At 60.6% G+C, this 24,874-nt stretch carries 25 protein-coding genes; 11 read left to right on the forward strand and 14 right to left on the reverse strand.

Translation table 11 applies throughout. The features are described 5' to 3' along the window. Nucleotides 1–121 precede the first annotated feature (121 nt). The 8 genes from AXYL_RS33625 to AXYL_RS35045 all read left to right on the forward strand — a co-directional run bounded on the left by AXYL_RS33625 (nucleotide 122) and on the right by AXYL_RS35045 (nucleotide 4,953). Nucleotides 122–415 carry a hypothetical protein gene (locus AXYL_RS33625; protein ID WP_041657777.1) on the forward strand — a complete coding sequence of 98 codons (294 nt, stop codon included), beginning with the start codon at nucleotides 122–124 and terminating at the stop codon, nucleotides 413–415. Nucleotides 416–521: 106 nt separating this feature from the next. Continuing rightward, the gene (locus tag AXYL_RS33630) at nucleotides 522–908 is read left to right on the forward strand and encodes a hypothetical protein (RefSeq protein ID WP_013397287.1); all 387 of its coding nucleotides are present in this window, start codon (nucleotides 522–524) and stop codon (nucleotides 906–908) included. Between the two features lie 61 nt (nucleotides 909–969). Beyond that, nucleotides 970–1,485 carry a hypothetical protein gene (locus AXYL_RS33635; RefSeq protein WP_013397288.1) on the forward strand — a complete coding sequence of 172 codons (516 nt, stop codon included), beginning with the start codon at nucleotides 970–972 and terminating at the stop codon, nucleotides 1,483–1,485. Between the two features lie 143 nt (nucleotides 1,486–1,628). Further along, nucleotides 1,629–2,480 (forward strand): N-6 DNA methylase, encoded by an 852-nt coding sequence (locus tag AXYL_RS33640; RefSeq protein ID WP_013397289.1) that lies wholly within the window; start codon nucleotides 1,629–1,631, stop codon nucleotides 2,478–2,480. 178 nt (nucleotides 2,481–2,658) lie between these two features. After that, the gene (locus AXYL_RS33650; RefSeq protein WP_013397290.1) at nucleotides 2,659–3,525 is read left to right on the forward strand and encodes a phosphoadenosine phosphosulfate reductase family protein; all 867 of its coding nucleotides are present in this window, start codon (nucleotides 2,659–2,661) and stop codon (nucleotides 3,523–3,525) included. A gap of 63 nt (nucleotides 3,526–3,588) precedes the next feature. Further along, nucleotides 3,589–3,912 carry a hypothetical protein gene (locus AXYL_RS33655; protein ID WP_013397291.1) on the forward strand — a complete coding sequence of 108 codons (324 nt, stop codon included), beginning with the start codon at nucleotides 3,589–3,591 and terminating at the stop codon, nucleotides 3,910–3,912. 34 nt (nucleotides 3,913–3,946) lie between these two features. Continuing rightward, nucleotides 3,947–4,480 carry a hypothetical protein gene (locus tag AXYL_RS33660; RefSeq protein ID WP_148260780.1) on the forward strand — a complete coding sequence of 178 codons (534 nt, stop codon included), beginning with the start codon at nucleotides 3,947–3,949 and terminating at the stop codon, nucleotides 4,478–4,480. A gap of 155 nt (nucleotides 4,481–4,635) precedes the next feature. Next, nucleotides 4,636–4,953: a hypothetical protein gene (locus tag AXYL_RS35045; protein ID WP_148260781.1), complete on the forward strand. Its 318-nt coding sequence runs from the start codon at nucleotides 4,636–4,638 to the stop codon at nucleotides 4,951–4,953. A gap of 106 nt (nucleotides 4,954–5,059) precedes the next feature. Here the strand turns inward: AXYL_RS35045 and AXYL_RS33670 are convergent, their stop codons facing one another. The 13 genes from AXYL_RS33670 to parM form a co-directional block, all read right to left on the reverse strand. Then, entirely contained in the window at nucleotides 5,060–6,721 is a 1,662-nt protein-coding gene (locus AXYL_RS33670; RefSeq protein ID WP_013397294.1) for a hypothetical protein, read from the reverse strand. A gap of 52 nt (nucleotides 6,722–6,773) precedes the next feature. Then, a complete protein-coding gene (locus AXYL_RS33675) occupies nucleotides 6,774–7,400 on the reverse strand; it encodes a type 4 pilus major pilin (protein ID WP_013397295.1) in 627 nt (208 codons plus the stop codon). 74 nt (nucleotides 7,401–7,474) lie between these two features. Then, nucleotides 7,475–8,617, reverse strand: coding sequence for a hypothetical protein (locus AXYL_RS33680; RefSeq protein ID WP_013397296.1), 1,143 nt, complete (start codon nucleotides 8,615–8,617; stop codon nucleotides 7,475–7,477). After that, on the reverse strand, nucleotides 8,614–10,479 hold the full coding sequence (locus tag AXYL_RS33685) for a GspE/PulE family protein (protein ID WP_158307683.1): 1,866 nt from the start codon (nucleotides 10,477–10,479) through the stop codon (nucleotides 8,614–8,616). The genes AXYL_RS33680 and AXYL_RS33685 overlap by 4 nt, the downstream gene beginning before the upstream one ends. Before the next feature lie 117 nt (nucleotides 10,480–10,596). Beyond that, entirely contained in the window at nucleotides 10,597–11,259 is a 663-nt protein-coding gene (locus tag AXYL_RS34680; protein WP_148260782.1) for a hypothetical protein, read from the reverse strand. Further along, nucleotides 11,240–12,628, reverse strand: a complete 1,389-nt coding sequence (gene pilO2, locus AXYL_RS33690; protein WP_013397299.1) for a type 4b pilus protein PilO2 — start codon at nucleotides 12,626–12,628, stop codon at nucleotides 11,240–11,242. Before pilO2 ends, AXYL_RS34680 begins: the two co-directional genes overlap by 20 nt. A gap of 2 nt (nucleotides 12,629–12,630) precedes the next feature. After that, complete coding sequence (locus AXYL_RS33695; protein ID WP_013397300.1) at nucleotides 12,631–14,301, reverse strand: type II secretion system protein GspD; 1,671 nt, start codon at nucleotides 14,299–14,301, stop codon at nucleotides 12,631–12,633. A 37-nt stretch (nucleotides 14,302–14,338) separates the two neighbouring features. After that, nucleotides 14,339–15,268 carry a toxin co-regulated pilus biosynthesis Q family protein gene (locus AXYL_RS34180; RefSeq protein WP_013397301.1) on the reverse strand — a complete coding sequence of 310 codons (930 nt, stop codon included), beginning with the start codon at nucleotides 15,266–15,268 and terminating at the stop codon, nucleotides 14,339–14,341. 466 nt (nucleotides 15,269–15,734) lie between these two features. Beyond that, a complete protein-coding gene (locus tag AXYL_RS33705; RefSeq protein WP_013397302.1) occupies nucleotides 15,735–16,961 on the reverse strand; it encodes a type IV pilus twitching motility protein PilT in 1,227 nt (408 codons plus the stop codon). A gap of 1 nt (nucleotide 16,962) precedes the next feature. Beyond that, nucleotides 16,963–18,699, reverse strand: coding sequence for a type IV secretory system conjugative DNA transfer family protein (locus AXYL_RS33710; protein WP_013397303.1), 1,737 nt, complete (start codon nucleotides 18,697–18,699; stop codon nucleotides 16,963–16,965). 9 nt (nucleotides 18,700–18,708) lie between these two features. Continuing rightward, nucleotides 18,709–19,182, reverse strand: coding sequence for a DotD/TraH family lipoprotein (locus AXYL_RS33715; RefSeq protein WP_013397304.1), 474 nt, complete (start codon nucleotides 19,180–19,182; stop codon nucleotides 18,709–18,711). 181 nt (nucleotides 19,183–19,363) lie between these two features. Continuing rightward, complete coding sequence (locus AXYL_RS33720; RefSeq protein ID WP_013397305.1) at nucleotides 19,364–19,852, reverse strand: hypothetical protein; 489 nt, start codon at nucleotides 19,850–19,852, stop codon at nucleotides 19,364–19,366. Nucleotides 19,853–19,854: 2 nt separating this feature from the next. Beyond that, a complete protein-coding gene (gene parM, locus AXYL_RS33725; RefSeq protein ID WP_013397306.1) occupies nucleotides 19,855–20,925 on the reverse strand; it encodes a ParM/StbA family protein in 1,071 nt (356 codons plus the stop codon). A 267-nt stretch (nucleotides 20,926–21,192) separates the two neighbouring features. Here parM and AXYL_RS33730 point away from each other — a divergent pair, with 267 nt between their 5' ends. The 3 genes from AXYL_RS33730 to AXYL_RS33745 all read left to right on the forward strand — a co-directional run bounded on the left by AXYL_RS33730 (nucleotide 21,193) and on the right by AXYL_RS33745 (nucleotide 24,377). Next, nucleotides 21,193–22,719: a hypothetical protein gene (locus AXYL_RS33730; protein WP_013397307.1), complete on the forward strand. Its 1,527-nt coding sequence runs from the start codon at nucleotides 21,193–21,195 to the stop codon at nucleotides 22,717–22,719. Between the two features lie 44 nt (nucleotides 22,720–22,763). Beyond that, a complete protein-coding gene (locus tag AXYL_RS33735) occupies nucleotides 22,764–23,195 on the forward strand; it encodes a hypothetical protein (protein ID WP_148260783.1) in 432 nt (143 codons plus the stop codon). Between the two features lie 642 nt (nucleotides 23,196–23,837). Continuing rightward, nucleotides 23,838–24,377, forward strand: coding sequence for a hypothetical protein (locus AXYL_RS33745; protein WP_013397309.1), 540 nt, complete (start codon nucleotides 23,838–23,840; stop codon nucleotides 24,375–24,377). Between the two features lie 36 nt (nucleotides 24,378–24,413). Here the strand turns inward: AXYL_RS33745 and AXYL_RS33750 are convergent, their stop codons facing one another. Further along, nucleotides 24,414–24,848 carry a hypothetical protein gene (locus AXYL_RS33750; RefSeq protein ID WP_013397310.1) on the reverse strand — a complete coding sequence of 145 codons (435 nt, stop codon included), beginning with the start codon at nucleotides 24,846–24,848 and terminating at the stop codon, nucleotides 24,414–24,416. Nucleotides 24,849–24,874: the final 26 nt, after the last annotated feature.

The following is a 24,874-nucleotide window of genomic DNA, read 5'->3' on the forward strand; positions in this document are numbered from 1 at the left end:
GAGTGGTGAACCCGTTTCGACCAGCCAACTCAAGTCATCACCCTTGAAGCGCCGCGCCACCCTCCTAAACGATCAACTCGGGCGGCATCCGGCCGCCCACCCTCCACCGAAGGAACACCCCATGACGAGCGAATCTCGCTACTCGTACCAGTCCTATATGGAGCGACTGCGCGCACTTCTGCTGGCCAGCGGACCCAACGCAGCAGTGGTCGTGTCGGACGGAATAGCCGCCACGCTCGGAAGCCCCGCCTACGTCTACGGGTTCACCCATGAGGATGCGACGCGGAACGAACTCGAACGCGGCGAATTCGACTTCGACGAAAGCGCGTGGAACGGCACTTCTTGGGACGGCGAAACACACGCGCAAACGTGGTCGATATTCCTGGCGCCCACGATATTCACCCGCTGGCCGTGATCCGAGTTCGCCGCGCGCCGCAAAGTTTTGGCGCGGGGCCTCGCCTCTGTAGTCTGGATTGCATCACCTTCCAGTGCGAAATCGCACCAACTACGGACCATCTCACATGACCATCACCGTGCAACCGCTGACCCAGGCCCGCCTCATCGCCAACACCCTCTTCCCAATCTTGGAGCGCCGCCTGCGTGCACCAGGTTCCTCTGCAACGGCCTTGGGCGAGCTCCAAGAGCTGCTGAACACCGTCAAACAAGAAAACGTGATTCTGATGCGCTGCCGCCAGGAGGAGCGCGAAGGTGATCTGGTCTTGGTCAGTCAGGAACAGGCCGGCCATCGTCGCGGCGTGGAGAAAACTGGGCCCGACGAGCACGAGATGACGATGCACGTCGTAGACGCAGCGGAGGAGGAAGGATGGACCCACATCATCACGAACGACGCCTGGATCTACTTCTACAAGCTGGTTGACCGCGACGACGTAACCGCCCTGAACGACTAGGTCTCAAAACAGCCACAACGGCCTGCGACAGCGGGCCATCCACTCTCTCTAGGATTTCCCCATGACTACCCCTCAAAATCGCCTCTGGCGCGTTGTATTGCCCTGGGAGCAGGATGACGAAGGCCACTTCGACACCGACGTTTATGCCCCCACACCGGAATCCGCCTGCTTGGCCGCCGCCGCAATCATGCTCGACCACGACGAACACTCGGGGCTCGAAAGCCAGGCGGAGCGCGACGCCTGGATTAAGGGCCGCGCAGACGAGGCCGTTTGTGTTGTAGACGTCCGAGAAAACGCTCTGCAAGATCTCCGCGCGCTTTTCGCTCACGAGTTGGGGATCGGCGCCGATTGCGCCAACGCTGAAACGATCTGCTGGGAGGCACTGCGCTCCGTGATTCGGCTCCACCGTAGCCACCTGCTCACGGGTAGACAGGAGGTCCAGGCCCGCCAGGCATACCGCGTGACGCGAATGGCAGACGACGGCCCTCGCGTGCACATGGACGCCCTGCGCACCCTGCCCATGGCTGTCATCGAGGCGCGTGCGCAAGGCGCCCCCTATGAGGTGCAAATTCTCTGAAGGCGAACTCGCATGACGCACACGCACTGGATGTGTGCGCGCCGCCTCCCAGTGCAGTGGCTGCAACGCTGCCGAAAAAGTTTTGAAGTACACATATCCATGTGGATTCTGATTGTGAAACCACACCACTTTTCGGAGTACACATGGCCAAAACGCCGAACCCTCGTCACAGCGACCACCATCGGGCAGTTATCAAGATCCTCGAATCCTTCCGCCCCCAACATCGCCTCCACCGCGTGTGGGAAGACTTCGTTGCCAGCTCGGCGTGTGCGATCAGCTCGGCTGTTGAACCAACGCGCCGCGACGCGCGAGAGGCCGAGTTCGCAAAGATCCAAGCGCGCTACTCGCCCGAGGAAATGACCAAGTTCTCCCAGTGCCTCTCGCACGTCGTCATGGCCCTCGAAGAGCGGTATCAGGACTTCCTCGGCAGCCTGTACATGGGCCTCGATCTGGGGAATGCCGGAACTGGCCAGTTTTTTACTCCCTACGAGGTCAGCCTGCTGATGGCGAAGATGCTCCATGGTCAAAGGGACCTGGCCGAGTTGGTCCGTGAGCGCGGCGGGTTCATCACCCTGAACGATCCGTGCATCGGCGGGGGTGCAATGCTCATTGCCGCTGCCGAGCAGTTCCGCGATCAGGGCCTGCCGAGCCACCGCACCTTGCATGTGACCGGAGTGGACATCGACCGCACAGCGGTGCAGATGTCGTACATCCAACTGTCGCTGCTCAATGTGCCCGCGATCCTCCTTCAAGGAAACTCACTTTCGCCGGAACCCTACAAGGGCTGGAACACCGAGAGCGCCTGGCGTACCCCTGCGCATTGCCTTTTCGGCTGGGAGCGGCGGCTCTCTGAGAGGGAGCAGCAGGATGCCGTCCAGCGCGTCCAGTCGAGTGAGGCCCTGGCTTCCCCTGGAGGTGAGCCGTCCGCATCCGTGGATGCTGTCCCGCTCAAGACCGCCGTGCAGTTGAACCTCCTCGAAGTCGTGGGGGCATGATGAAAATGCGCACACGTCGAATCAGCAACGCACTGATTTTCAGCCCGCAGGACCTCGGCCGCGACACTGGCGCCGGATTTCTACTGTTTGGGTTCTATCCCTTCAACCACTGCAAGGGCATGCGGCTACGCCTAGCGCGCCGCAGGCTCAGTACCCTGAAGCGGACCCGAGGTTAATCATGGCCCATATCCCAACCGAAATTTCTGCACTCATCGCGCGCGGTGCACTCGTGGTCGTGAACACGTCAGGGGGGAAGGACAGCCAGGCGATGTATCTGGTCTTGCGTAAGTTCGTCCCACCTGAACAGTTGATCCTCGTGCACGCCGATCTCGGCGCGGTGGAATGGGCCGGCGCGGTCGGCCATATCCTGGCCACTTCGCGCGGTGAGCGCCTGATTACCTGCCAGGCCTCTCGCGATCTGCTGCGAATGGTAGAGGATCGTGGAATGTTCCCCTCACCTCAGCAGAGATGGTGCACCAGTGACCTAAAGCGTGGCCCCATTGAGCGAACGATTCGCGGCATCACGCGGGAACGGCGAGACCTGGGCCACCCGGCCTGGGGACTGGTGATTAATTGCATGGGCATGCGTGCTGAAGAGTCGACGAGTCGCAAAAAGCTGCCCGTCTTTAAGTTCAGTACGCGAAACAGTAAAGCCGGCCGGGAATGGTACGACTGGCACCCCATCCACGAAATGACCGAGCAGGGGGTGTTCGCCACAATCGCGGCCGCCGGCCAGGAGCCCCACCCTGTCTACAAGTTGGGTATGAAGCGCTTCAGCTGCGTTTTCTGCATCATGGCGAGCGAAGAAGATCTGAAGACTGCCGCACGCCTGGCCACAGAGCACCCGGAACTGCTGAACGATCCGCACCTGTACAGAAAATACGTCATGCTTGAGCGGCGATCCGGCCAGGTAATGCTCATGCCGACAAAAAAGCACGGACGTCGAAGCCTGGAGGACGTGACGGGCGTCCTGGTAGGTCCCGCGCCGGCGCCTGTGCAGCTTGCCTTCCCCGCCCTATTGCCCAATGCAGCGGTAACCGCCTGAATCAGGCGCCCCCCCTTCTCGCCCATTCACCCCCTTTTCAACACCACGCCCACAGGAGGCACCATGACCGACCAACTACGCGACCAATCCCAGCCCACGCCGACCCCGGCCCCTGCTATCAGCCCCGAACTGACGCCAGCCACCCTCGGCATCCTCATTGAGGTCGGCTACGGGTGCGCCAAAGACCGTGCAGACTGGGGTGCGCCGGGCACCAATGACCGGCATGGCACCCGCTACTACGCGGAGCTGATATCGCGCCAACTCGCCCCTCTGGTCAATCCGCAGCCAGGTGATACCCGAGAACGTGACCGCCTCTTGCAAATCGCGAGGCACGCGATCGAGGCTGTGGAGGCACTGGATGCCCGCCAGGCCAATGGGGTCAACTAGAATGGCGCTTGCGCCCCCTACCCATTCCTCCAACATGACCACCGAAATCCCAGGACCCCTGTCCACGGATCAGTTCGCCGCTCTGGCCGACATCGCACGGCTGGATTCCCCGACCGTGCGTGACGCAGTGAGGCGGATCGTTCTGTTTGGTGCGCTGCGGCTGGACGTAGCAAGCGAGCTCGGGGTGGGGAAAGCCACAGTGAGCAATGCCATTGGGCGACTCAATGGCGCCCTGGCCACCGCGCGCGCGGCTCTGCCGGGTGGTCGCACAGCACGTTGTGCACCGGGGGCGGATAGCGCGCAATTTGAGGCTTTGTGCCACATTGCCCGGTTGCGTCCTCAAGAAGTGGTAGCAGCCCAGGCGATTGCGGTCGACGGGGCCCGGCCGGAGGATGCTGCGACGGCTGCAAACTGCAGCGTGGCCACGGCGCGGGGGGCGGCGGGAAGACTGCTCGCGGCGCTCGAGCTTGCCGTTGCTGCCACAGGGGAGACGAACGTCCCCCGCCCCGAGTACGCCTGGGCTTCACGACTTCTCGACATCGCGCTGCCCAGGCTGCCGACTCGTTAGAAGCTACCGAACCCCGTCCATAGATCTCCAACCATAGAGGGGGAGCTCGTGAGGGCGAATGCCGCCAGGCCCGCCCCGATGACAATACAAGAGGCGGCCAGGCCAAACGCTTGCCAGCGTCCGACGTCTCGACGCCCCGCCCCCAGTAGCAGCGGATGAGCAGCCGCCCTCTTGCAGAAGTGCTCGATCTCCGCGATCAGCTCGCCCACAAGAAAGCTTGCAAGGTATGCATGTCGCCGCCGGTACAGCGCAGACTGGCCCTCACTCCCGCCGGCAACGCGAGAAAGATACTCCGCCAAGACAGCATCGCCGTCTTCCGCACGGCGCCGAAGGTCCGGCAGACCAAGCGCCAACACGAAACGGGAAAGGTCCAATTCAGCCCCCTGCCGATCACGCTGCCACACCAGCGAGTCCACAATGGCGCACCACAAGCCGTGCGCTTCGCGCATCGTCGAGTCGCTGCCCTGCTGTAGTCGAGCATGCAGGCCGAGCCGTCCTGCCATCCAGCGCTTCAGATCTCCCGCTGGGGCGTCGCACGGTGGCATTGGATTTGAGGCGCTGAGCTCGGCAATATGCGGATCAGTAGGCATAGCTGCAGTACATGAGCGCGATCGCCTGAGCGAGCTTCGGACTGCCCACCGTCTGTCCCCAATCGGGCGCGTTTACACGAACAACCCAGTTCCCGCCCGAGCTATCCACCACCCACTGCCAGGCGGGCCGGTTCGAGTCGAACGAACGTGGCACCAGGTAGATGAGCGCCGAACCCCGATCGCCGCACGACGGCCGGGCGACAACCTCTCCATTGGCAACAATGCGGGAGGCAACCAGCGTTAAGGCCGAGAACTGGTCAGACAGCTTGCGCCAGTAGCTATTTCGGCACACGAGAGTACCGGCTGTGCCCTGCGCCAGAGATCCAGGAATGGTCTGCGCGCCGCAGGAATCCCCCTCCGTCGCAACCCGCAGGAACTCCATCCAAACAGTGCCCTGGGTGCCGGCGTCGTTGCAGTACGCCACGCCACCTTGCGTGGTGAGCGCCATCATGCCGAGTTGCTCCGCCGCGCACGCCTGGCCAGCGCGCACTGTCGCCGACGGATTCCGCAAGCGCAGCTTCTGTGCATCGAATTGAGTGCTCTCTACTCGAGTATCGCTGCCATCCTGCCGGCGGATCGCCACCCCAGTATTGGTTCCGAGTTTGATGTCCAGCCCATCGTCTTCGCCCACAGCGGTAACCGAAGTCCCGCGAACGCGGAGCCCTTCGTCGGAATCAACGAGCCCCTTCGTGGTGACGCCCAGGTTCCCGTCGACAACGGTTTGCTTCGTGCCGCCGAATTCTCCCTTAGATGCCTGAACCAGCCCCTCGCAGCTCACGATCACCCGTCCTTCCGGCCGAAGCTCCACGCAGTGCTTACCGGTGCCATCGTCGCCCACGCCCAGATCGCCGCTCACGTTGACGACGTTCAGATTGGTCGTTCCCGCCACCGACAGGTTTCCCTGCAGGTCAGGATCTCGCGTATCGCGGATGCGAACGAACTGCTCATACATCGTGGTGTCTAGCAGCGAATGGACGCCCACAATCCCGTCTGTTCCCAAGTCAACGGGATTGGCAAAGGTGCCTGTCGCCCCCCGCAACTCTGCCGGATTCTCCACTTGCGAAGCCATGCCGTAGCCAGCAGTAGACATCAGATACTTGCCCACCATGGCCGAATCCCCGAAGCGGGCGACACCGGAATTCAGCGGCCGGGAGGTGTAGGCCATCGCATCAATGCGACATTGAGTACCCGGGCAAGTTGCGCCCCCCGACCGAATGACCTTGATCATCGGTACATTGCCCAACGGCGCCGTCGACGGGAATCCTCCAGGCACGTTCTTGGCGCGTCGCAAGTCCAGAAGGCTCAAGGAAAACTCCTGGCTGCCGTCGCCCAGGGTCCGCTCCAGGCGGAAAGACGGATAGGCCGGCCTTCCCGATCCTCCCGGCCCGGCGCCCGTCCCCGTGCGCACAGCGTCGTAGTTTGCCCGGGCAATGTCATCAAAGGTGCTGCTTAGGAACGCATCGAGCCCCCCCTTTATGCTGAGCATATAGGTACCCGTAAACTCGGCGATTGTGTCGTCGAGTTCGGCTTTGACTTTACCAGCGCCGTAGACGGCAAGAATGGCCAGAATTGCAAGAACCGTCGTCAGCTCCGTTGCCACAAAGCCAGCCAGGCGCTTCGCCCGCAAAAGAGGACCTCTAAACTTCTTCATGGCTACTCCTTAGGCCATCGAAAATTCCAACCCCACCTCTTCTAACTGCCTCTTAGCGTGCGCCGGCGTTGACCTCGTAGTTGCCGGCAGTAAACACGATAGTGTTGTTCTCTCCATCGACACACGCCGCGTCAGCATTGGTCCCACTGAAATTGACGGGCGTTTCTGTGTTCTTCTGCTCTTGACCATTGATGGAGATCTTGCTGGAGTCGCGAGCGAGAATGCCCGCCAGATTTGCGCACGCGATCTGGTGAACCTTGTTGAGGGTGAGGGTGTATCCCTTCCCGCCATCGACTGCCGCATACGCGATCACTCCGCCGCTGCCGAGGTTGTGCTGCACGACGTAAGTCGTCGTATTTGACGAAACTGTGGTCGAACTGGCGACCCCCAGGGCAAAGGATCGCTGCGTCGCGTTCGCAAATGCTGTGTTGGGGTCGGCCGCGGCGCTGGCGTTAACCCGATTCCGCACCATGAACCGGCGCAGGTCTTCCGCCACCTTCGGGACTTTCCCGTCGATGAGATACGAATCAATCTTCGGCATCGTGTAGATAGCCAGTACGACAATGATTGTCAGAACAACACCAAGCTCGACTGCGCTTAGACCTTTTGCCAACTGGCGCCGCCTTTTCGAGAGGGCGGAAGGGGTTTCGGTGCCGTGCATGGTCAGTTGAGATTTCATAGTTTTCTCTTTCCAATGAATTAGCCTGACTGGCTAGTTTCTGAAACAAATAGGTGGGATATTCGTTGCGCCCGTCAGGACGTCAGGTAGAACATTTGGAGCGCGCGTCGCAGGATCTCAATAGTCGCAAAGTGCCACAATGCGATGCCAATCAAGCCGCTCAGGGCAATCGCAAACATGGACCAACGGACGATTGCTGCGCGCTTCGCGACGTCGCTAAGAACACGCACCTCAATCTGTCGACGGGTCCTCTGGAGGCCTTCGTCAATGCCATGTGACACGCACACATCCGACAGGTAGAAGTACAGATCCCGAGGAAGAATTCCCGTGTCGAACGTCTCCGCTCCTGTAACGTGATCATCTTCGATCCGCTCAAGCATCTTCGCTATGTGCCAGTTCAACCACGGATTCTGTGGGTCGCTCAGCATCAGAATGCCGTCCCGCATGTTGATCGTGTTTCCCTGACGGGGCTTCAAAATGACCGACAGAGTCATCATGAAGCGGATAGCCTGAAAGTCGCGATATGCCCTCCAAATGAATCTGTCTTCCAATTTCTCGCGAATTGGACCCGTGAGGTTTCGGAGCGACCAGTGCAACAAGTACGCGATCACCCCGAGGAACCCAAGAATCAAGAGGAGATTTGCCGCCAAGAAATTGGCGGTGGTCCGGAAGTTGGCGGCTGCTCCCGTCCACATATCTGCAGGAAGCATGCTGAAAACTTCCTCCAGCCTCGGGTGTGTGACAAATGCCATAACGAAGAGCATTGCGATGCCAACGACCAGACATAAACCGCCGGCAAAGACAGTCCAAAAGAATCCGGATTTGGATCGGTCCATTAGACGGGTGTAGTCCGTTAGGTCTCGAAGACCTTGCTCCAGCGCGCCAGGGCCTGAGATCTCAGATATCCCCAGGATGAGTTCGTCCTCATCAGGAACAATGCCGTGAAGGGTCTCGCTCACTTTGCCCACGCCATCTGTGACTAGACGATCCGCAAGGTGATTCGAGAGGTACCCTCGCTGGGTGGCTATACCACCGTATCGCTCACAATCATCCTGCAGGATGTTAATCAGCGTTTTCTTCCCCGCCGTCGCCTCCATGGTGTCGCAGAGCGTCTCGTAGAAATCCGCGCGCCGCTTACGGAAGCTTCTCACGGCGAGATAGTGCTTGATCGAAAAATCACCAAGCTGACTGAACCAATCACGCAGTGAGCCGATCATGCTTTCCTCCGTTTCGCAATCTCTCGAGCGATCTCCACGGTCTCAAATGCCTTGAAACGGGGTTCGATCTCTCGTGGATCCAGCTCGCCCTTGTAGGCCTTGTAGACGGCGCAGTCCATCGCAGACTTTCCATTCATATCGGGACTGGTGTAGTCGAGATCCGTGCGGCCAAAGTAGTACCGCTCAAGCCCGGCGTTGTCTGCACGGCGAATCAGCTCCAGAGCGTGGTCATCGATGGCGGGCTCGATCATCTCCGCAACCACTGTTCGGTCATTCAAGCCGAAGAGCTCGTGGAATCCCTGCTTCTGGCAAACACTGCAGCCGTCAGGATTCCGCACCTTGACATTGGTAAGCGCGTCAATGCCGTAGAGGCGATCAATGCGGTCCGCATAGCTGCGCCAGTAATCCCCGCCACGGAATTGACCTTCGGAGTCCTCACCGCCCTCGCGAACCAGGTACTCAAAGTCGTGTTTGCAGTCACACAACCTCGGCACCAATGCCTGATACACGAGCAGCTTGAGAACGCCATTCGACGCCAGGAAATCACGTGAAACGCCAATCACGTCCGAGGCCAATCGATCAGGGATCTGCACTGCACGGCCCGTGTGAGTGGTCGTATACAGGTTCGTCCCAGACGACGCGAGGTCCATAAATGCGCGTCCAGTCACCAAATCGCGAATCTCTCCGATCACCAGATCATGCATGGCACTGCGCTTCACCGCCTTCAGCTTCTCAATGAACGGATCCTCAACACCCGAGACCCAAGTAATCGTGTTCTGGATGGCGTTCCGCAGGAGGTACTCCACCGGATCCTCGAGTGTGATGATCTTTCGATAAGCGGGAATCCCTCGAATCTTGGCGGCCAAGGACGTAGACTTTCCGGAACCCACGATCCCAGCAAGCACCACCGCCCCGCCGTTCGTCATTCGGGCGCGCCGCATCATCTGCTCTTGCCCGGGCAGATATCCGAGCTCCTCGAATGTCTTCCCTTTCTCATCAACGTCAAGGTGAAGAATGCGCATGGTCACGGAAACGCCGGCGTCGGCAGCTAAGGTTGCCCAACGCAGCATCACTCGATTACCGTTCTTCAGGACGTGATTGCTTCGCCCCTGCTGTTCCATCAGAGGTTGGAAGGTCGCCTGAGCGGCGCCCTTTACCTCCATGAACGCAACACGCAATAGTTCCTGAAGCTGTTGCGTCGGCATGTTCGCAAACTGCCCGACCGAGACATATTTCCCACCCACGGAGAACTTGACCTCCGAGTAAGGGCGCGTGTCGAACACGTTGATGTGAATGTCCGCGGCGTTGTGCTTAGCGCCCCATTCAAGCATGTCCTCCAAAAGACCCATCATGGCCGTTCGTTCCGGGCTGATGAGAATCTTCCGCCGACTGCCGAGCGTTTCCTTGTTTATGTGCTCTCGAATGATGGCATTCAGAAGGGCGGGAACTGCAACGACTACTCGCGCGGGGTCCGACATCGGCCGTTGCTGTTTTTGTATCACCAGCTTTTGAACGTCGTCAGCCTCGTCGGAGTCCAGGTACTCCGGCAGGCAGAGAAGGATCACAGTGTTGTTGTCCAACAAGACCGGACATACCTTCGACGCGATTGCGGGCAAGAGGTCCAGGTCCTTGTTGAGGGCCCGCTCGAACCGAATTTTCTGCGCGAGGTCGTTCTCCGAAGCGATCACGGCCGGCGCAGAAGGCTCACTGTGCTTGCCAGCGCCTTCTGCGCCGACCACGCGTTCAGTATTGGACGACCTCTGTGCCCCGGTGCGCTGCTCAACGCGCGCAGGCCTGGTGGCGGTCGCTCTCGGACGTGCAGGCTCGGGGGCTGCCCGGCCGGTTGGCGCCGCCTCTTTCAAGCGAGGTTCCGCCGGAGGCACTCGCTTCTTAGGACTGGGTGCTCGCGGTTTCGCGGTCCCCGGCCTGGAAGAGAAAAAGCTAAGTAAACCCATGGATTGCTGCTTCCTTGAGCGTGGCTATTTGGAGAGAAACGGCGGGGGCGGGGGAATGATTCCGAGCGATCCTGAAATTGCAGAAGTGCTGTCTTGGCGCGGTGTGGCAGCGCCGTTGCGCGCGTTGTACGCCGGCGCTTCACCAGGCCCGAGGTTCGTTTCATGCCGGTAGCAGGCCGTCTTGGTGCCTTCGGACACGGCAACGGTTACGCAACGCCCACGGATCGATTTCAGTCGAGGCCCACTCGAGTGGCCAACAGCGTACGTACTGCCGCTGCGAAACTCGTACTGCTGCCCGCCATACGACACAACGGCCGTCAACTGACCACCGACGCCGTAAATTGCTTCCACTTGAGGTGGCGGAGGCGGAGGAGGAGGCGTGTTTGCCCGCTGCTGGATAGTCTGTTCGGCTTGTTGACGATCAGCGGCTTGCCGCACGGCCTCAGCTTGCGTGGGAAGGCCTGCCTCCCGGCGCATCTTGTCGGCCGCAATGTCTGCGTCCAGCTGCAGTAGGTTGCCAACCTGTCCTTTGACGTTTTGCAGAGCGGACTTCTCCGCCGCCGCTGCAGCAGCTGCATTCGCGGTGCCTTGGCTCTGCGCCCATGCAGGCGAACTCGCCGCCGCGATCGCAATGGCTATGGCGTACTTCAACCCGCCCATCGCACGATTACTTCGCATTTTGAACATACAGATCTCCGTTCAGTGTCATTTTTAATGGGCTGGAGTTGAGGGACACGTCGGCGTCAACGCGATCAATCTTTATCATTCGGATCGCGGTCGGTGTGCTCTCGATTTCCCAGACCGAAAGCGACCGCAGAGGGCCTTCGAGAACGAGAGGTATCGCACCGGGAACCATCACCGTGGACGGCTTCGAAACCGGCTTACCATTGCCGTCAAAGGGCATGGCCACTTCCCATGCCGTTGTGCTCGGTAGCCGAATTGACGTAAACGCGGGCAAGATCGACTGCAGCTGGCTCACGGGTGAGCGAAGGATCTTTGCGCGGGTAGGCAGATTGTCTGGAACCACTCCCGTCTTGGTGCCGACACTCTTAAATGTCCAAGCCCCGGTGGCCGTGCCGAGTGGGTCGAACTCCGCGCGCCACCCTCTGGGCAAGGCTGCTTCGAATTGATCGTTTGTGGCGCCATAGCCCTTGCGATGGAAGGTCGCAAGGCATTCCCACATGGAGCCCGTAGGCGAGCATGTCGCGGTGTGCAGTCTCCAGCCAGCCACCTCCAGCGGTATTGCAATCAGTTGCTCATAGAGCGCCTCTACGCTCTTCACGCTGTCGACGCGCTTTCGGGCAGCCTCCTCTTTGACAACCGTTCGCCACGCTATCTCCGGATCTTGCATGTTGGCGCGAAGCTCCTCGAGACGACGGCTGCGTGCGAGCGAGTCAAAGAAATCCCAGGCCGCGCTCGCTCCGAAGAGGACCAGCATCACCAGAAAACTGACCTTAACCGGCTTGGGAAGCTGATCAAGGCTGAATCGACGGGTCTCAAAGGGCTTAAGCTCCACATCGAGCAGCTCTTCGAGCGAAATGTGCTCTGTATGCGGAATGTCGAGATTGCTGAAGAAAGACCAGTTCGGCCCCATCGGCACGAGGTCTTCCGCCTCTTTCTGGAGCTGATGAAACCGCTGGTAGGCCATATCCTGGTCTGTGTAGACCAGGTCGCCATTCCGTCGGATCATCCCGTTTTGGCACAGAACTATCCAGATTTTTCCATCGTCCAGCTCGAAGAATCCCACTGCGGTGCCGGCCGGGCGGAAGATCGCAAACGCCGCAGCTGCTGGGAAGATCGCTTTCTTCCCAATCAACTTCATCTCGGCCCGCCCCAGCTTGACCGTAGCCAGGCCAGAATGACCACTCTTGGTTACGAGTGCGTAATGCGTCGCCTTGAACTGAGCAGCGTTCCTTCGCGCTGCGGACTCGGCCCGCCCCCCGATCAGAGGGCTCCAGTCCGCACCGAACACGAGCATGCGGTTCTCATCCTGCACCAGCACGGGCGAGAACGGTCCACGGGACTTCGCGGTTTCTCCGCGGCGCCAAATCGCCATAATCAGAGCCCCTCTTCCACCTGAGCGGTGACGATGATGAGGTTGTAGAGCTTCTGGTTGTTGGTCGAGTTCGCTCCGCCGAACAGGATCGGTGCCTTTTCATCGAATCGCTGGCGCGACGTCTGATCCTGATCCTTCTGGAAGCCGGCGATCACCAGAGGCTGGCCCGACTGCAGGGCCACCTGCTGCACCATTCCGTTACCACGCACAGTCAACTGCTGGATTTCGATCCCATTCTTGCTGTCGCCGAACTTGATCGTCTGCAGCGGGTCATTGATCGTGCTGTCGTAGGAGATGGTCAGCAGGATCTGGCCGTCTTCTTGCGCATCAGGTACCAAGGTCAGGAACTGGCCTACAGTGACGTCCTTCTGACGCACAGATACGTTGGGAACAGTGCTGAAGGACCCGTTGCTGGAGTCTGAGGAAGTCAGGCCCGTGGTTTGGACCTCATTGATGTACGAGAAAGTCTTCCGGTCAGCGTAGGTGATCGGCCGGCGGTTCAGGGCGGACAACGGAATCGCGGTTGAGCGGGTCGTCGTTCCGATCTCGTCCAGTGCCTTGATGATCGCATCCGACCCTTTGAATGGCCCGCTTCCGACGGTTGCAGACGCGATCGTGCCGGCTGCCGTGCTCATCGTGCCTGTGGGGGCGGCACCCGCCGCGGCCGCGCTCGCCGTCGAGTAAATTACTCGCCAATCGATGCCGGCGTCATGCTGGTCGTTCACCGATACCACCACTTCTTCGAACACAAGTCGAACGCGACGCGTCAACATCCGGTTTTCGCGTTCAAGGAACTCGTCAATGTTCCTCAGCACTTCAACCGTGTCGGTGACCACGATCGAGTTGGTTCCACTGGCCTGGGCAACGATGCTCCCCGCCTTGCTGAGGAAAGGTTTGACCTTGCCCATCACCGACTCGATAGGGCTGATTTTCTCTTCGCCCTTCAAGTCGGTCTTTGACGTCGAGTCGAAATTGCTGCCCGACTTGCTGTCCGCGGAGCCGGAGCTCCCCGACTTGCCGTCAAGGCCGATCCCTGCGTTCACCGTGGCCATCGTCAGCAGGGCACGCACATTGAAGGCCTTGGTCTCCACTCGGTAGAAGACGATTGCCGATGTCTTGTCGTCATACTTCCAATGGACCGCCAGGCGGTTTGCCACGGCGTCGAGCGCCTCAGGGAGCGGACGAATGCCGTCGGGCAGCTGTGCCACCGAAGGCATCTGGATCAGAGGCTGCAGGTTCTCGCTCTTCTCTCCGTCCAGCCTGGGCGCAAACGACTCCTGGGGCATCAGCGCGTCCGGGGTAACTCGGGTGTTGATACCCGTGGCGAGCTGGATCCGCTCGGCGATTGTCTGCAGCGATGTCGCGCCCCCCTTGAACATGAGCGCGGTGTTCACGTCACGGCGCAGGGCCGCCGGCAACGTCACTTCACGACCCAGCGGCACGGCCTTGCCCACTATCCAAGGCTTGTCCACCTGGTTGTCTTGCATGCGACGGTCACGATCCGTAATGCTCGACTTGTAGTTGCCGATCTTGGAAGCGACATCTTCGCGGCTGCGTTTGGACGAATCCAACACCCGATCCGAATGCTGGATCGCGGAGCAGCCGCTCAGCGCCGCAAGCGCGGCCACCAGGCCCGCCGTGCGCAGGGCGAAGCGTTGGTAATTCTTCTTCATATGGCTCTCGATTTCCGTGTTTTGAAAGGACCAGGTGTTAGCGGCCCGCGGTGCGATCGCAGCGCTCGGTATACGGAATGACCCGCAGCACCTTGTTCGTGTAGAAGCAGCCGTGCACCGGCGTGTCCCCGAGCTCGCTGGAGGACAGCAGGTCCTGCACAGATTCCTTAAAGTCCGGACTGAAAGAAGCCGAGGCCGTCAACGGAATGTCGACCTTGACCTGCCAATGTTCAGGTTCGAATACCCATCCAGCGGTCTTGGCCCAGCGCACTAACGTGCGGCGCAGGTTCACGTCGCTCACCGAAACGGTGTAAGGGGGGCGCGGAGGCGCTGCCACGGGCGCCACCTCTGCCTGCACCTGTGCGCCCCCCGCCAACGCCAAGTCGCCCGCGGGAGCGGAGCTTAGAGCAGCAGCTGAAGCCGCGGGACGAACAGCCAGTCCGCCGGCGAGATCGACAACTCGGAAAGTCTTCAGATAGCGCTCAATGCGCACGCCCGCCTGCTGAGCTGCGGAAGCCAGCGCAGCCTGGTAGGAGGTTCCCGAGGGCAGAACGACCATGCGCGAGAACGCCGCGGAGTCGCCATCCAGTTGGACCGTGCCGATCGCGGGCGGAACTGCCTGCATGATGGCCATCGAAAGAGGCATCTGGCCCGTTGCACCAGAGGCGGGTATGGGAGCCAGCCACGCCATCTCGGAGAACGAACCCGTCAGCGCGCCATTGGCCTGCAACGAGGTCGGACCCGAAGTGGCGAATTGCTGCTGTTGCCCGGGGGCGGGCACGGTCGTGAGCGTCAGAGGGGCGCTCGCGATTGGGACGGTGGATGCGCCCGGTTGGAATGGGACCTGTGCAGGCGGCGGCGGGCTTCGTTCGTCGATAAATGCCATGGAGGGCGCGCACAACGCAGTTGCGAGCACGCCACCCAGGAGCGCACGTAGGGTGTAGGTCGGCGTCGCGATGGGCTTCATTGGCTGTTCTTCCTGTTCGATTGATCGGTACGTTCGTTGGCCTTGGACGGCTTCGTGGTGGACGGCTTCTGGGGTTTTGTCTCAGCGGGAGGTTCAGCGCGGCTCTTTGCTGGCGCAAACCCGAAGGCGGCCATTTCGTCATCAAGCTTTGCTACAGCTGCTCCCAGAGAGATCTCGGGTGATGTAGGGCGGGACATGCGCCTCACGTGCCAGATTGGACGGGCGTGGTAGACCGCGCCACGCATCCATGACTGCAGGCGCCGCATTGCCCATCCAGGGGTCCGCTTCTTCACCCGATTGAGGTAGAGAAGCCACCCGCAGATGGCGAAGCCCAACGGCCAAGCGACATACGACGGAACTGCGTCCGGCGTTGCCCATGCCAACGTCAGCGGTGAGACGACATACGCAGGGATGTCGGTATAGGGAAGCCCCACATTTAGGGCTGTTTTGGTCCAGGCCGCGCGCTTCATGCTGCGGCCTTGATCGCGAATTCGTTCGCGGGGAGCTTTTGAGCATCAATCCCGTGGTGGCGAAGGAACTCAATACCCTCCGGAGCAGTCATCCCCGTGAGGTCCCTGAATGTCCGGAAGGTGATGAGGCCTTCGCGGACCTCAGGAAGCGCTTGAAGGCGGAACGAGGCTTCACGGGCTTCGACGACGCCGCGAATCAGACGAGCACGATCCTTGAACTCAACCGATTCGAGTTTTTCAACGCACTCCCGGTCCAACACAACCCAAGACTGCAGCGCGTGCTTGCGTCCGTCCGTGCCCCGATAGAGTTTCTGGCCAACGATAAGACGGCATACTTCGATAAGCTGCGACGCGCGGTCCGGCTGCACGTCTTCAGGGAACATGTTCACGGTTCGCGTGAAGTAAGTGTCTGGCGTCTTTGTGTGAGACGTGTGATAAGTCGCGTGGCCAGTCGCAGCCATCTCAAAGCAAGCGGTCATAGATGGGCGATCGCGTGTCTCACCTACGATGATCACGTCCCCCTTGCGTCGCATGGCGTTGGGTCCAGCCTGTTCGTACGACTTCAAGTGATCGCCAATAATGACTTGGACGGGCTCAGGCATACGACCCGCCGCCAAGCCATCGTAGATGTACTCCTGCGTGTCCTCGTATATGAGGATGCGCACAGGCTTGTCGCCTTCCAGGCGAGCACGATTTGCCGCTGCCAACAAGGTCGTTTTACCGGAGCCGGTGGTGCCGATCACGGCAGCCAGGCCTTCTGCGATCAGGAAGTTTTCCCGCAGCTCGGCCGGCAAAGGAAGGTCTTCGAACTTCGGAGGGACGCCGGGGATCCGGCGCATGGTTATCGAGAATCCCTTTGTTTGTCCGTTGATGTAGCCTAGCGTCGCATTCGTCCGGTACCGAATCCACGATTCGGATCCAGGGCTCTCCTGAAGTACTGCAGCGAAGTCGAGAGCGTCCCGATCCAGAAGGCGAGCGCTTCCCGTTGCCGAGCCGTATAGCTGGGCCAATGCTTGCTCCAGCTCTCGATGCTCCAGTCTGCGGTCGTTGAGACGCACCCACGTGCCCTGATCATGGCCGAATACGTAGTCCCTCGATTGGAAGGTCAGGTCTGAGATCCCCATGGCGTGCGCACGCTGGAGGACATGATCAAGGTCTGTAGCTGAAAAACCAGGGGGCAGATCGAGCTTGGCGAGCTTTTCGGCGCCATCAAAGAGTGCCATGTCAGCTCCTGCTCGCGCCGATGTGGAGGGTCACACCTGGCGAAACGTCTGCGGGCGTCTGCAGGCCGTTCCTTTCCAGGAGAGATTGCCAGCTGACACCGAAGCGCGCGGCGACCGAGTATGCTGTGTCGCCCGTCTGAACCAGATACGCGCGGGTGTCTTGCGCTACACGCTTAGTCTCCGCGGCAGTTGCCTGGACGGGCGCGACAACTGGAATAGGCTTGCGGGTTTCCCGGATTTTGCTGGGTTGGGTTACGGCGGCGACCTGCCGAGCAGCGTTTGCTGCGGCGGCATACGCCCGCTGGAACTCGTCCGCATAGGCCTTGGCATAAAGCTCAGCTCTTTTCCGAGCGAGCTCCTCGGGGGAGGCATCGCGGTCCAAGGTATCGACCTTCGGCGCTGGCCGTACCTGCGGCAGCTGCGCGGCTGGCTCTGGCTCCGGTTGAGCCACCAGTTGCGCAGGCATCGTGTAGACCTGCTCCTCGATCACCGGAAGTTGGCGTACCGGGAGCATGGAAGGAAGATCAGCGTTGAAGGCCACGCCGCCCAGCACCGATCCGGTTACCCGATAGGGATTCGCCGCCGGAATTGGTCTGGGGGCGTAGGAAGACGCATCCGTCACTCCGCCCCCCTGTCCGATGCGAATCCGGATCACCTGTTCAGCGCCAGGGTTTGCCGGTGCAGGCTGTTGAGGAGCCTGATTCCAGTTGTTATCTGCCGGCGGCGGCGCCATTTGCGGCGCGGGCGCGGTAACGGGTGCGGTCTGCACCACGCCACCAGCTGCCCCATGATTGGGAGCGGCGGCCGGCGCAGTGGGCTGCACTTGCGCGGGCACGTATGGCTTGAACGCCGGGTTGGCCAGATTCACGCTCTGGGCGGGAATGGCGGGCGTCGGCGCGGTTCCGGTGGTTGGACGCCAGTTCTTCGTATCCGTGTTGAACGAGCTCGGCACCGTGATACGGAAGACCGTATCGCCTACGACGATCGTGTTGGCGTCGGTCTGATTGACGATATCCTGGGTGGTAGCCAGGCGCGGTAGCGAGACCAGGCCGCGGCCGTGGAGTTCGTAAAAGGTCCGCATGCCGAGATAGGTACGCTCGAGCCCGGCAAGGTTCTCCTCGAAGATGCGCGCTGCTTGCTCACGTCCCTGCACGTAGGACTTCTGGACGATCTCCTGCCAGTAGGCGCGCTCTTTGTCATCCTGAGGCAGCAACTGGGGATTGTCAGGCAGCTGCGGCGCATCCGACTGAGCCAATAGGCCCATCAACAGCCAGTCGCGCCAAGACGGGGCACCAGTAAAGAATCGCGCCGGCTCCTCGATTTTGTATACACTGCCCGCGACGCGCATCATCTTGGCACCCTCACCGATGGATGCCGAGTTGTGAGATGCCACAACGACCGGCGGCAGAACCCCCTGGCCCATGACCAGGTCGCCGAAGCGGAAAGTCCGATCCATCGTGCCGCCCATATCGTTGACGACCTGCAGGATCTCGTTCGCCGCCTCGATCATCCCGGTTTGCGTACCCAGGGCCTGTGCCGTCGGACGCAAGATGGCTTCCCGGACGGGCGATATTCGCGGTGCTACACGACCTGCCGAGGCATTCATCAGCGAGTTGAGCGCTTCGCTCTGCTGCGCAAGCGCGCCCGTTGGCGCGCCCCCGAAGGCAGCCGCGATAGCAGTTGCTAGCAGGACCCTGCGAAAGCCCACGCGCGTGGCAAATTGCTGTTTGGATTGCATTCCTTTGCCCTATCGGTACCGAAGTTCCATGTACCCGTCGCCGAGCACGACGTTGGCGCGCTGGCCGAATTGCTTGTCGACGTCGCGCAGCAAATCGAGATAGGCGGTCTGGGTCGCGTTCACGTAGATGTAGATGGGCATGCGCGGCTGAGGACCGGTGACCGTGAACTTGAGGAAACGCTGTCGGGCGACTTCGTTGAGGAACACGGCCGCGTCGCCCTGCCACGCCACCGAGATGGAGTCGCTGGCGAAGTTCGGCCGCGGGGCTGCGTTGTCCGCTGCATCGCTCCAGGTGGGCTGTGACTGCACGCGTCCCAAGGCGCCCTCTAGCTGGAGCCGCACCGCCTTGGCGGTTTCCCCCGGTTTACCGAGGTTCTGGCTTTGCGTGGCGCAGCCTGTCGTCACCACCACGGCGACCGCCGCGGCCATGCGCAGGAGCTGTTTGGAATGGGGAATTTTCGGTAAACGGTGGGGTCTGGCCATTAGCGAGTCCAAGCCTTTAATAGTATGCGTCGTAATAATAGCTCATACTGATTAGCGGCCTGTGACATGTGGCACACAATTTTGAGGTACCGCCTCTGCCGACGGGTTCAAGAAAAGGGGCGCTTGCGCGCCCCCTTCTGATCTTTCACCGGTGAAAGACAACAATCGTCCCAGATTTTGGTCATACGACGAATGCTTCCAGGACGGGATCATTCACCGGGGTCGCCACTGCCCGAGCACGTTCCGGCGCGGGGGCGATGGGCTTTGCGGTCGGCACAGAGGCCGGGAACGTTGCGGTCGTCAGCTTCTGATGATCGATTTCGCGTGCAGGACTGTCATCATGCTGCACCGCAGCGGAGGCTTGGACCGATCGCATGGCCGGCGCGACCATTCCCGGAATCATCGGGGCGATGGGCTGGGGGGCGAGGCCTCGCTCCTGTGCGCTAACGGGCACCAACTGGAGTGACCCGTCCATCAGTGCCTGAAGCTCACGCGCCCCAATTCCGACCGACTCCAGCGCCATTCCCAAGCGCACCAAGCGACGGACCTCCCGGACCAGCCCCCCTCGCCCCTCCCCATCCGCCCCCACCCGATCAGCCAACGGCTTCAGATCCGGGAACTGGCTGAGCTGGAAGCGGACCATGTCCGTGCTAGGTTGCTGCTTGGCCATACTTACGCTCGCGTGCGCTGTGCAGCCAGATAGGCCGCCTTTGCCATTCCGCGGGCATTGGCAAAGCCCGGGTTGGACGGGATCATGATCGCCTCCTCCGGCAGACCCGGGAAAACGCGGGCTCGGAACTTACCGAGCAATTCAGCCACGCCGCCCACGAAGATCGTGCGCCCGAATTGCGAGGCGTCCTTGAGTCGCTTGTTCACTTCGAAGCGGATTTGATCGGAGAATTCCTCCAGCATGCCGTCCACGAGCTCCTGCACGTCCTGCGGCTTGCCGTACAGACGATATTGCCCGGTCTTCACTGCCTGCTCGAGATACTTGATCGCGATGTCCTGGCCGAGGCTGAACCGCTTGCGAAGTTCCTGGTTCAGGCGATCGTAGAGCGTCAAGGCCCCCACATCCGCAGTACCAGACAGGTCCTTGTACAGGCCCGTCCCGCCTTCTCGCACCACCGCGATATCCAACGTCTTGCCGCCGCCATCAACAACGGCCACAGGCGCCGAGCTCGAAAGCTCATGGAACTCTTCATTGACCTTCCCGTCTTCGTCGTAACGCTGATCGAAGAAGGCTGCGACGGCCTCAGAGAGCACCTGGTGCATTTCAATCACCGGCACGTCAATGTCAGCCAAGCACGAGATCGGCTTGAGCAGATTCTCGCGCTTCGCGTTGATCAGTTCCTTGTTGGGCACCTCGCCAAGGTAGAAGCGGTCCACCGGCAAGCCGGACACCAAACTGGTTGGCCCAGACACGCCAGCTTGGCGAAGCGCGTAATGCACCAGCGCGCGGTTCACTGCCGAGGTGGGGTAGTCGTTGGACCGAGTGTCTGCAAATTTGCCCAGCAGATCGTCGGCCGTGATCGTGACGTACTGGTTGTCGGCCGTCATATAGATCTTGTCCAGACCCTCAGCCGACGCGCTCTCGGTAAGGCCGGCGGAGGTCAGCTTGCCGGGCCAAGCACGAGCCGGCATAGCGAAGGTGCTGATCGGCGAGCCGGGCCGCATAACGGCGATCTTGATCGCATAGTGGCCATCGTCACCGCCCACAGCGGTCAGGTTCTTTTCTTTGCTCATATCGGAGATGCATCAGTCCAGTTGGGGTGGCGTGCCACCAGAAGGGGCCGGGACATTCTTTCGCCTCGAGGCGGTTGGGCAGTCCCGGAATCGCGACAGTTTCAAATTTCGTGTTTGTATGAATCATTATATTGATTCATAATGAAAACACAAAGCAAAGAGCGGCATTTTCTTCCACTCAATGACATTCGAGATGTCATTCGACGTCGGCGGGCCCGCCGCACCTGTCACCGCCAGCGACCACCTGGCCCTGCAAGGAATCGTGATATGCCCCCCACTCGTTCCCTGATCGGCGACGACATACGCAACTCCTGGCGCGAGTTCGCGCCGTTCCTTATCGAACTGGCTCGCCACAACCTCCCTCTCCTCGACCGAACCTGGGAATTGCACCCTGAGTGGCGCCTGCTGCGCGACGCGCTCATCCCTATGTTGCTGGGTACGCCTTACCGCTTTGTCCTGCACCAACGAGCAAGCAACCAGCGCCAGCAGCCGACCTTGGATCCTGACCTCATCCCAGATGCGAATCGCTGCCTGAATTTGATCCGCGCGAAGATCTGGCAACGTCTCGGCGACCGCTGCAGCGTGCATCAGTCAAAAGCCATGATCGAAGACATCATGCGGTGGCTGGAGCACCTGACGCTCGGCTGCTCGATGGACCCAGAGCTTATCCAGATGGATTTCGCTATTGACTTGCCCGAAGTTGGATCGGTCGTGCACCACAACGACCGTTACGGTTTGGCCCATGCATCGTCGGCCGGCGCGAGCTCCACCCATATTTCCAACATGGCGGCCACAAATCGCGTCGCGGCTCTGGTCGACGACAAGTTTCAGGCGTTGCGAGATTGGCTGGGGGCGCACCCGGATGGTGTGGCAGAGCTCGGCAAGCGGCTTTCGAATATTGCCTATGAACTGGAGGAGCTCCGGTTCGGTTCGAATGCGAGCCATGCCCTTCCCGAGTACATGAGCGTGTCCTTCTCCATGTATGACGGCGAGCACCGGGCGGTTGTCCACCGGGTACGCGTCCGCAAGCGCGCCCCCACCACCGTCTCCCAGTTCGATCAGCCAGCTGTCCTCGCCAGCCTCCATGTCCAGCGCTCCACCCTGCTGCGCCAGCGACGTCAGGAGAGCTTCGCGGGCGAGCTTGCTGCCTTTGTCCCGCACCCCCAGGAAGCATTCGACTCCACCACGGCCATGGCCCAACGCTGGCGCTGGCTGATTCACGCGCCCCATGCATTGATGACCCTCCGGGCACTGCTGGAGTCTCTGCCTCAGAAGGTATTCGGCGAGCCCCGCCACGTGCTCGAGTACGTCAACCTGCAGGTCGACATCGAAATCTTGAAGTCGAGGTGGGAGCTGAGCGGCGAATTCTCCGACCAGCTGGTCGGCGCCCTAGCCTGGGTCAATCCGAAGGGGGATTCAGATGTCTGGCCAGGAACAAGCGAAACGACGCTCGGCGAGCGCCAGGCTTCGACGTGGTGGCTTTGGTTCGGAGTCACCGGCGCGCCGCTCTGGACGAAGCGCACGGCAGTGTGCCTGGACGAGGCGCAACAACCGTTAGAGGCTGCGCTTGCGCGCGCCAGGCAGTACATGGAATCTAATCTTGGCTCTCTCGAGGCGGCTGTTGACCTCGTTCTCAGAGAGAGCGGCTATCATCCCGAGGACTTGTTGGCGCCCACCAAGTCTGAACCATTCTTCTCGGACATGCTGAAGGCCTTCTCGGGGTATGCACGGCCGTTAGGTATGCCCATGCTGCGCCAGTCGGCCCCGGAATCTCGCCGCAGTCGAGCGGCGTAACTTAGCCCTTGCGCGGCACCCTCAACTCAACACGCACGCAGGAAATGAACCTCATCAAATCAACAGTCATGACCATTCCAGCGCTCATCGTTGTCGCTGCGTTTCTGTCGTTCCTCCGCATGGTTTGGGACTTTCAGGTCCATTTCTTGGAGGCTGTTGCAGCCCCCTGGTTCTACTCGGCGGGCGCTGTGCTCCATATTGGCGGCTGGGTATTGTTGGGACTCTCCGTTGCAGCCACAGTCAAGCCAATGAGCCACATGATTGTCCGGCTCATCTTTTGCGCGCTTGTGTTCTTCGGCCCTGGCTTGGCGAATTTCTACATTCTCCAGGGAATTCCCCCGGATGTGGGCACAGACACCCCGATACTACGGACGGTTGTCACGCTAGTCATTGTCGGCACCCCCTGGTTTGCGCTGGCTGCCCACTGGGTGGAAACAATTGCAAAGCGCAGGGAGAACCAACCTGCCCCGCGATGACCTTTCCTCCTGCCCAAGCAGCATGATATCGATCCTCCGCGCCTAGCCGACACGCCCAAGGTTCTCAATTGACCCCCAACCACCCCAACTCCGGTCTCCGCAGCGTCGAGGGAGACGTTTCCACCCTCCTCGCCTTCATCTTTGAGCATTTCGGGCGGCCAGGTGACGCCGGCGCCTTGCCGGATGCAGTCGTTCTTGCCGTTCGCCGTCTTGAGGCGGATATCGCAGCTAGGGGCTCGCTATCAGCCGCTCGCGGCAGAAAGCACGCCGCCCCCCAGGCGCCGGCCAGCGAAGCGCCCGGCTCCGCAGCGCCTCGGGTAGGGCCGGATGTAAACAATAGGTTGCTCGCCGCCGCCAAGGGTATGACGTCCCTCTATCCGCACGTCTGGGACCGCACTGATGGCAGCCTAATCGTGTTTCCCGAGAACGTAAGCCGGTTTGACGCGGCCTTTGATGCCTTGCGTATCGCGACAGGGGAAGCCGTTGAAGAAGTTGAAGACCAAGACGAGGGCACCGCGCTAGCGTCAGGTTCATCAGACGAGACAATTCTTGGGAGTGGTCGACCGCTCGGGTAATCTAGATTGTGATCATGGGCATCCCCCTGACTCTTCAAGAATTCAACTGGTCGAATTGAGTAACGCAATGACTGATGCGAGCGGAACCAACATGAACGAAAATAATGCGTCCCAGCCCGAGCTGACGGATGAAGAAATCAAGGAAATCGAATCAAGCGTAGGCGGCACGTTTGGCCTGGGGCCGGTCCCCTTCGCTCGCGCCATTATCGCCGCTATGCTGTCCAAGCAGCGGGCCTCTGATGCAGCGCAGGCAGTGGCCTGGATGCATGAGGAAGACGAGACCCGCGTAATCTCGGCTCAACAAAAGGCGCAAGCCGAGCGCGATGGCGGTGCATATGCCTCGTCGCTGCGTCCTTATACCATCGCGCTGGGGCGCATTTCCCTCCCCCAGGCCAGCGGCGGAGCGGCGGGAGGAGAGGAAGTGGGCGCGCTCAAGTCCGCAACGCTTCTCGATCGACTCGGCGTTGATCGCACGGCGTGGGAGGCCGACATGGTCGCAGCCGGCGCAAAGCATCTCGGCGATGAGTGTTGGGAATGGGAGACCGAGGATTTCGAGTTCCGCCTCTGGCAACAGGCGATCATTCGTGCGCGCAGCCTCTGCGCTTGAATTCAACAAACGAACGCGGAAAGGTGTGGCTGGGCGTCACTCCTCGCGCATACTGCACCCGTAAACTCTCTCTTCTTCGAAGCTTGAGACGATTCCGCCCAGAGGGGTGACGAACCCCAAAGTATCCTCCGTCCATCGAAACTGGGGCCCCTCGCTAAAGGCTAACGTTCGACTCTTCACGATCCCATTGGCGAGCTTATCCAAAACGAACACATAGCGCGTCGTTTTGATGTCAGCAATCGTGCTGACCAGTTTCTCGAACCGCTGAGGCTTTACGGTGCTGATGTCCAGTTTGCCCGTGGCGAGCATCTTCGTCACGCGTAGCTCAATTCCATTCCACTGCCACTCCGCGGGCGTCTTAATTTCCTTTCCCTGAGAAATCGCGTGCTTGCAGCTGATGGTGAATCCCGCCTGTGCCGGGGTCGCACAGACTGCTGCCAAAATAAAGGCGCAGAAAATGGAAGGCTTCATAGTTCGAGTGTCGAAGCGGAGAGGAC

Origin of the sequence: Achromobacter xylosoxidans A8, assembly GCF_000165835.1 — a bacterium.
Classification (GTDB): domain Bacteria; phylum Pseudomonadota; class Gammaproteobacteria; order Burkholderiales; family Burkholderiaceae_B; genus Achromobacter; species Achromobacter xylosoxidans_B.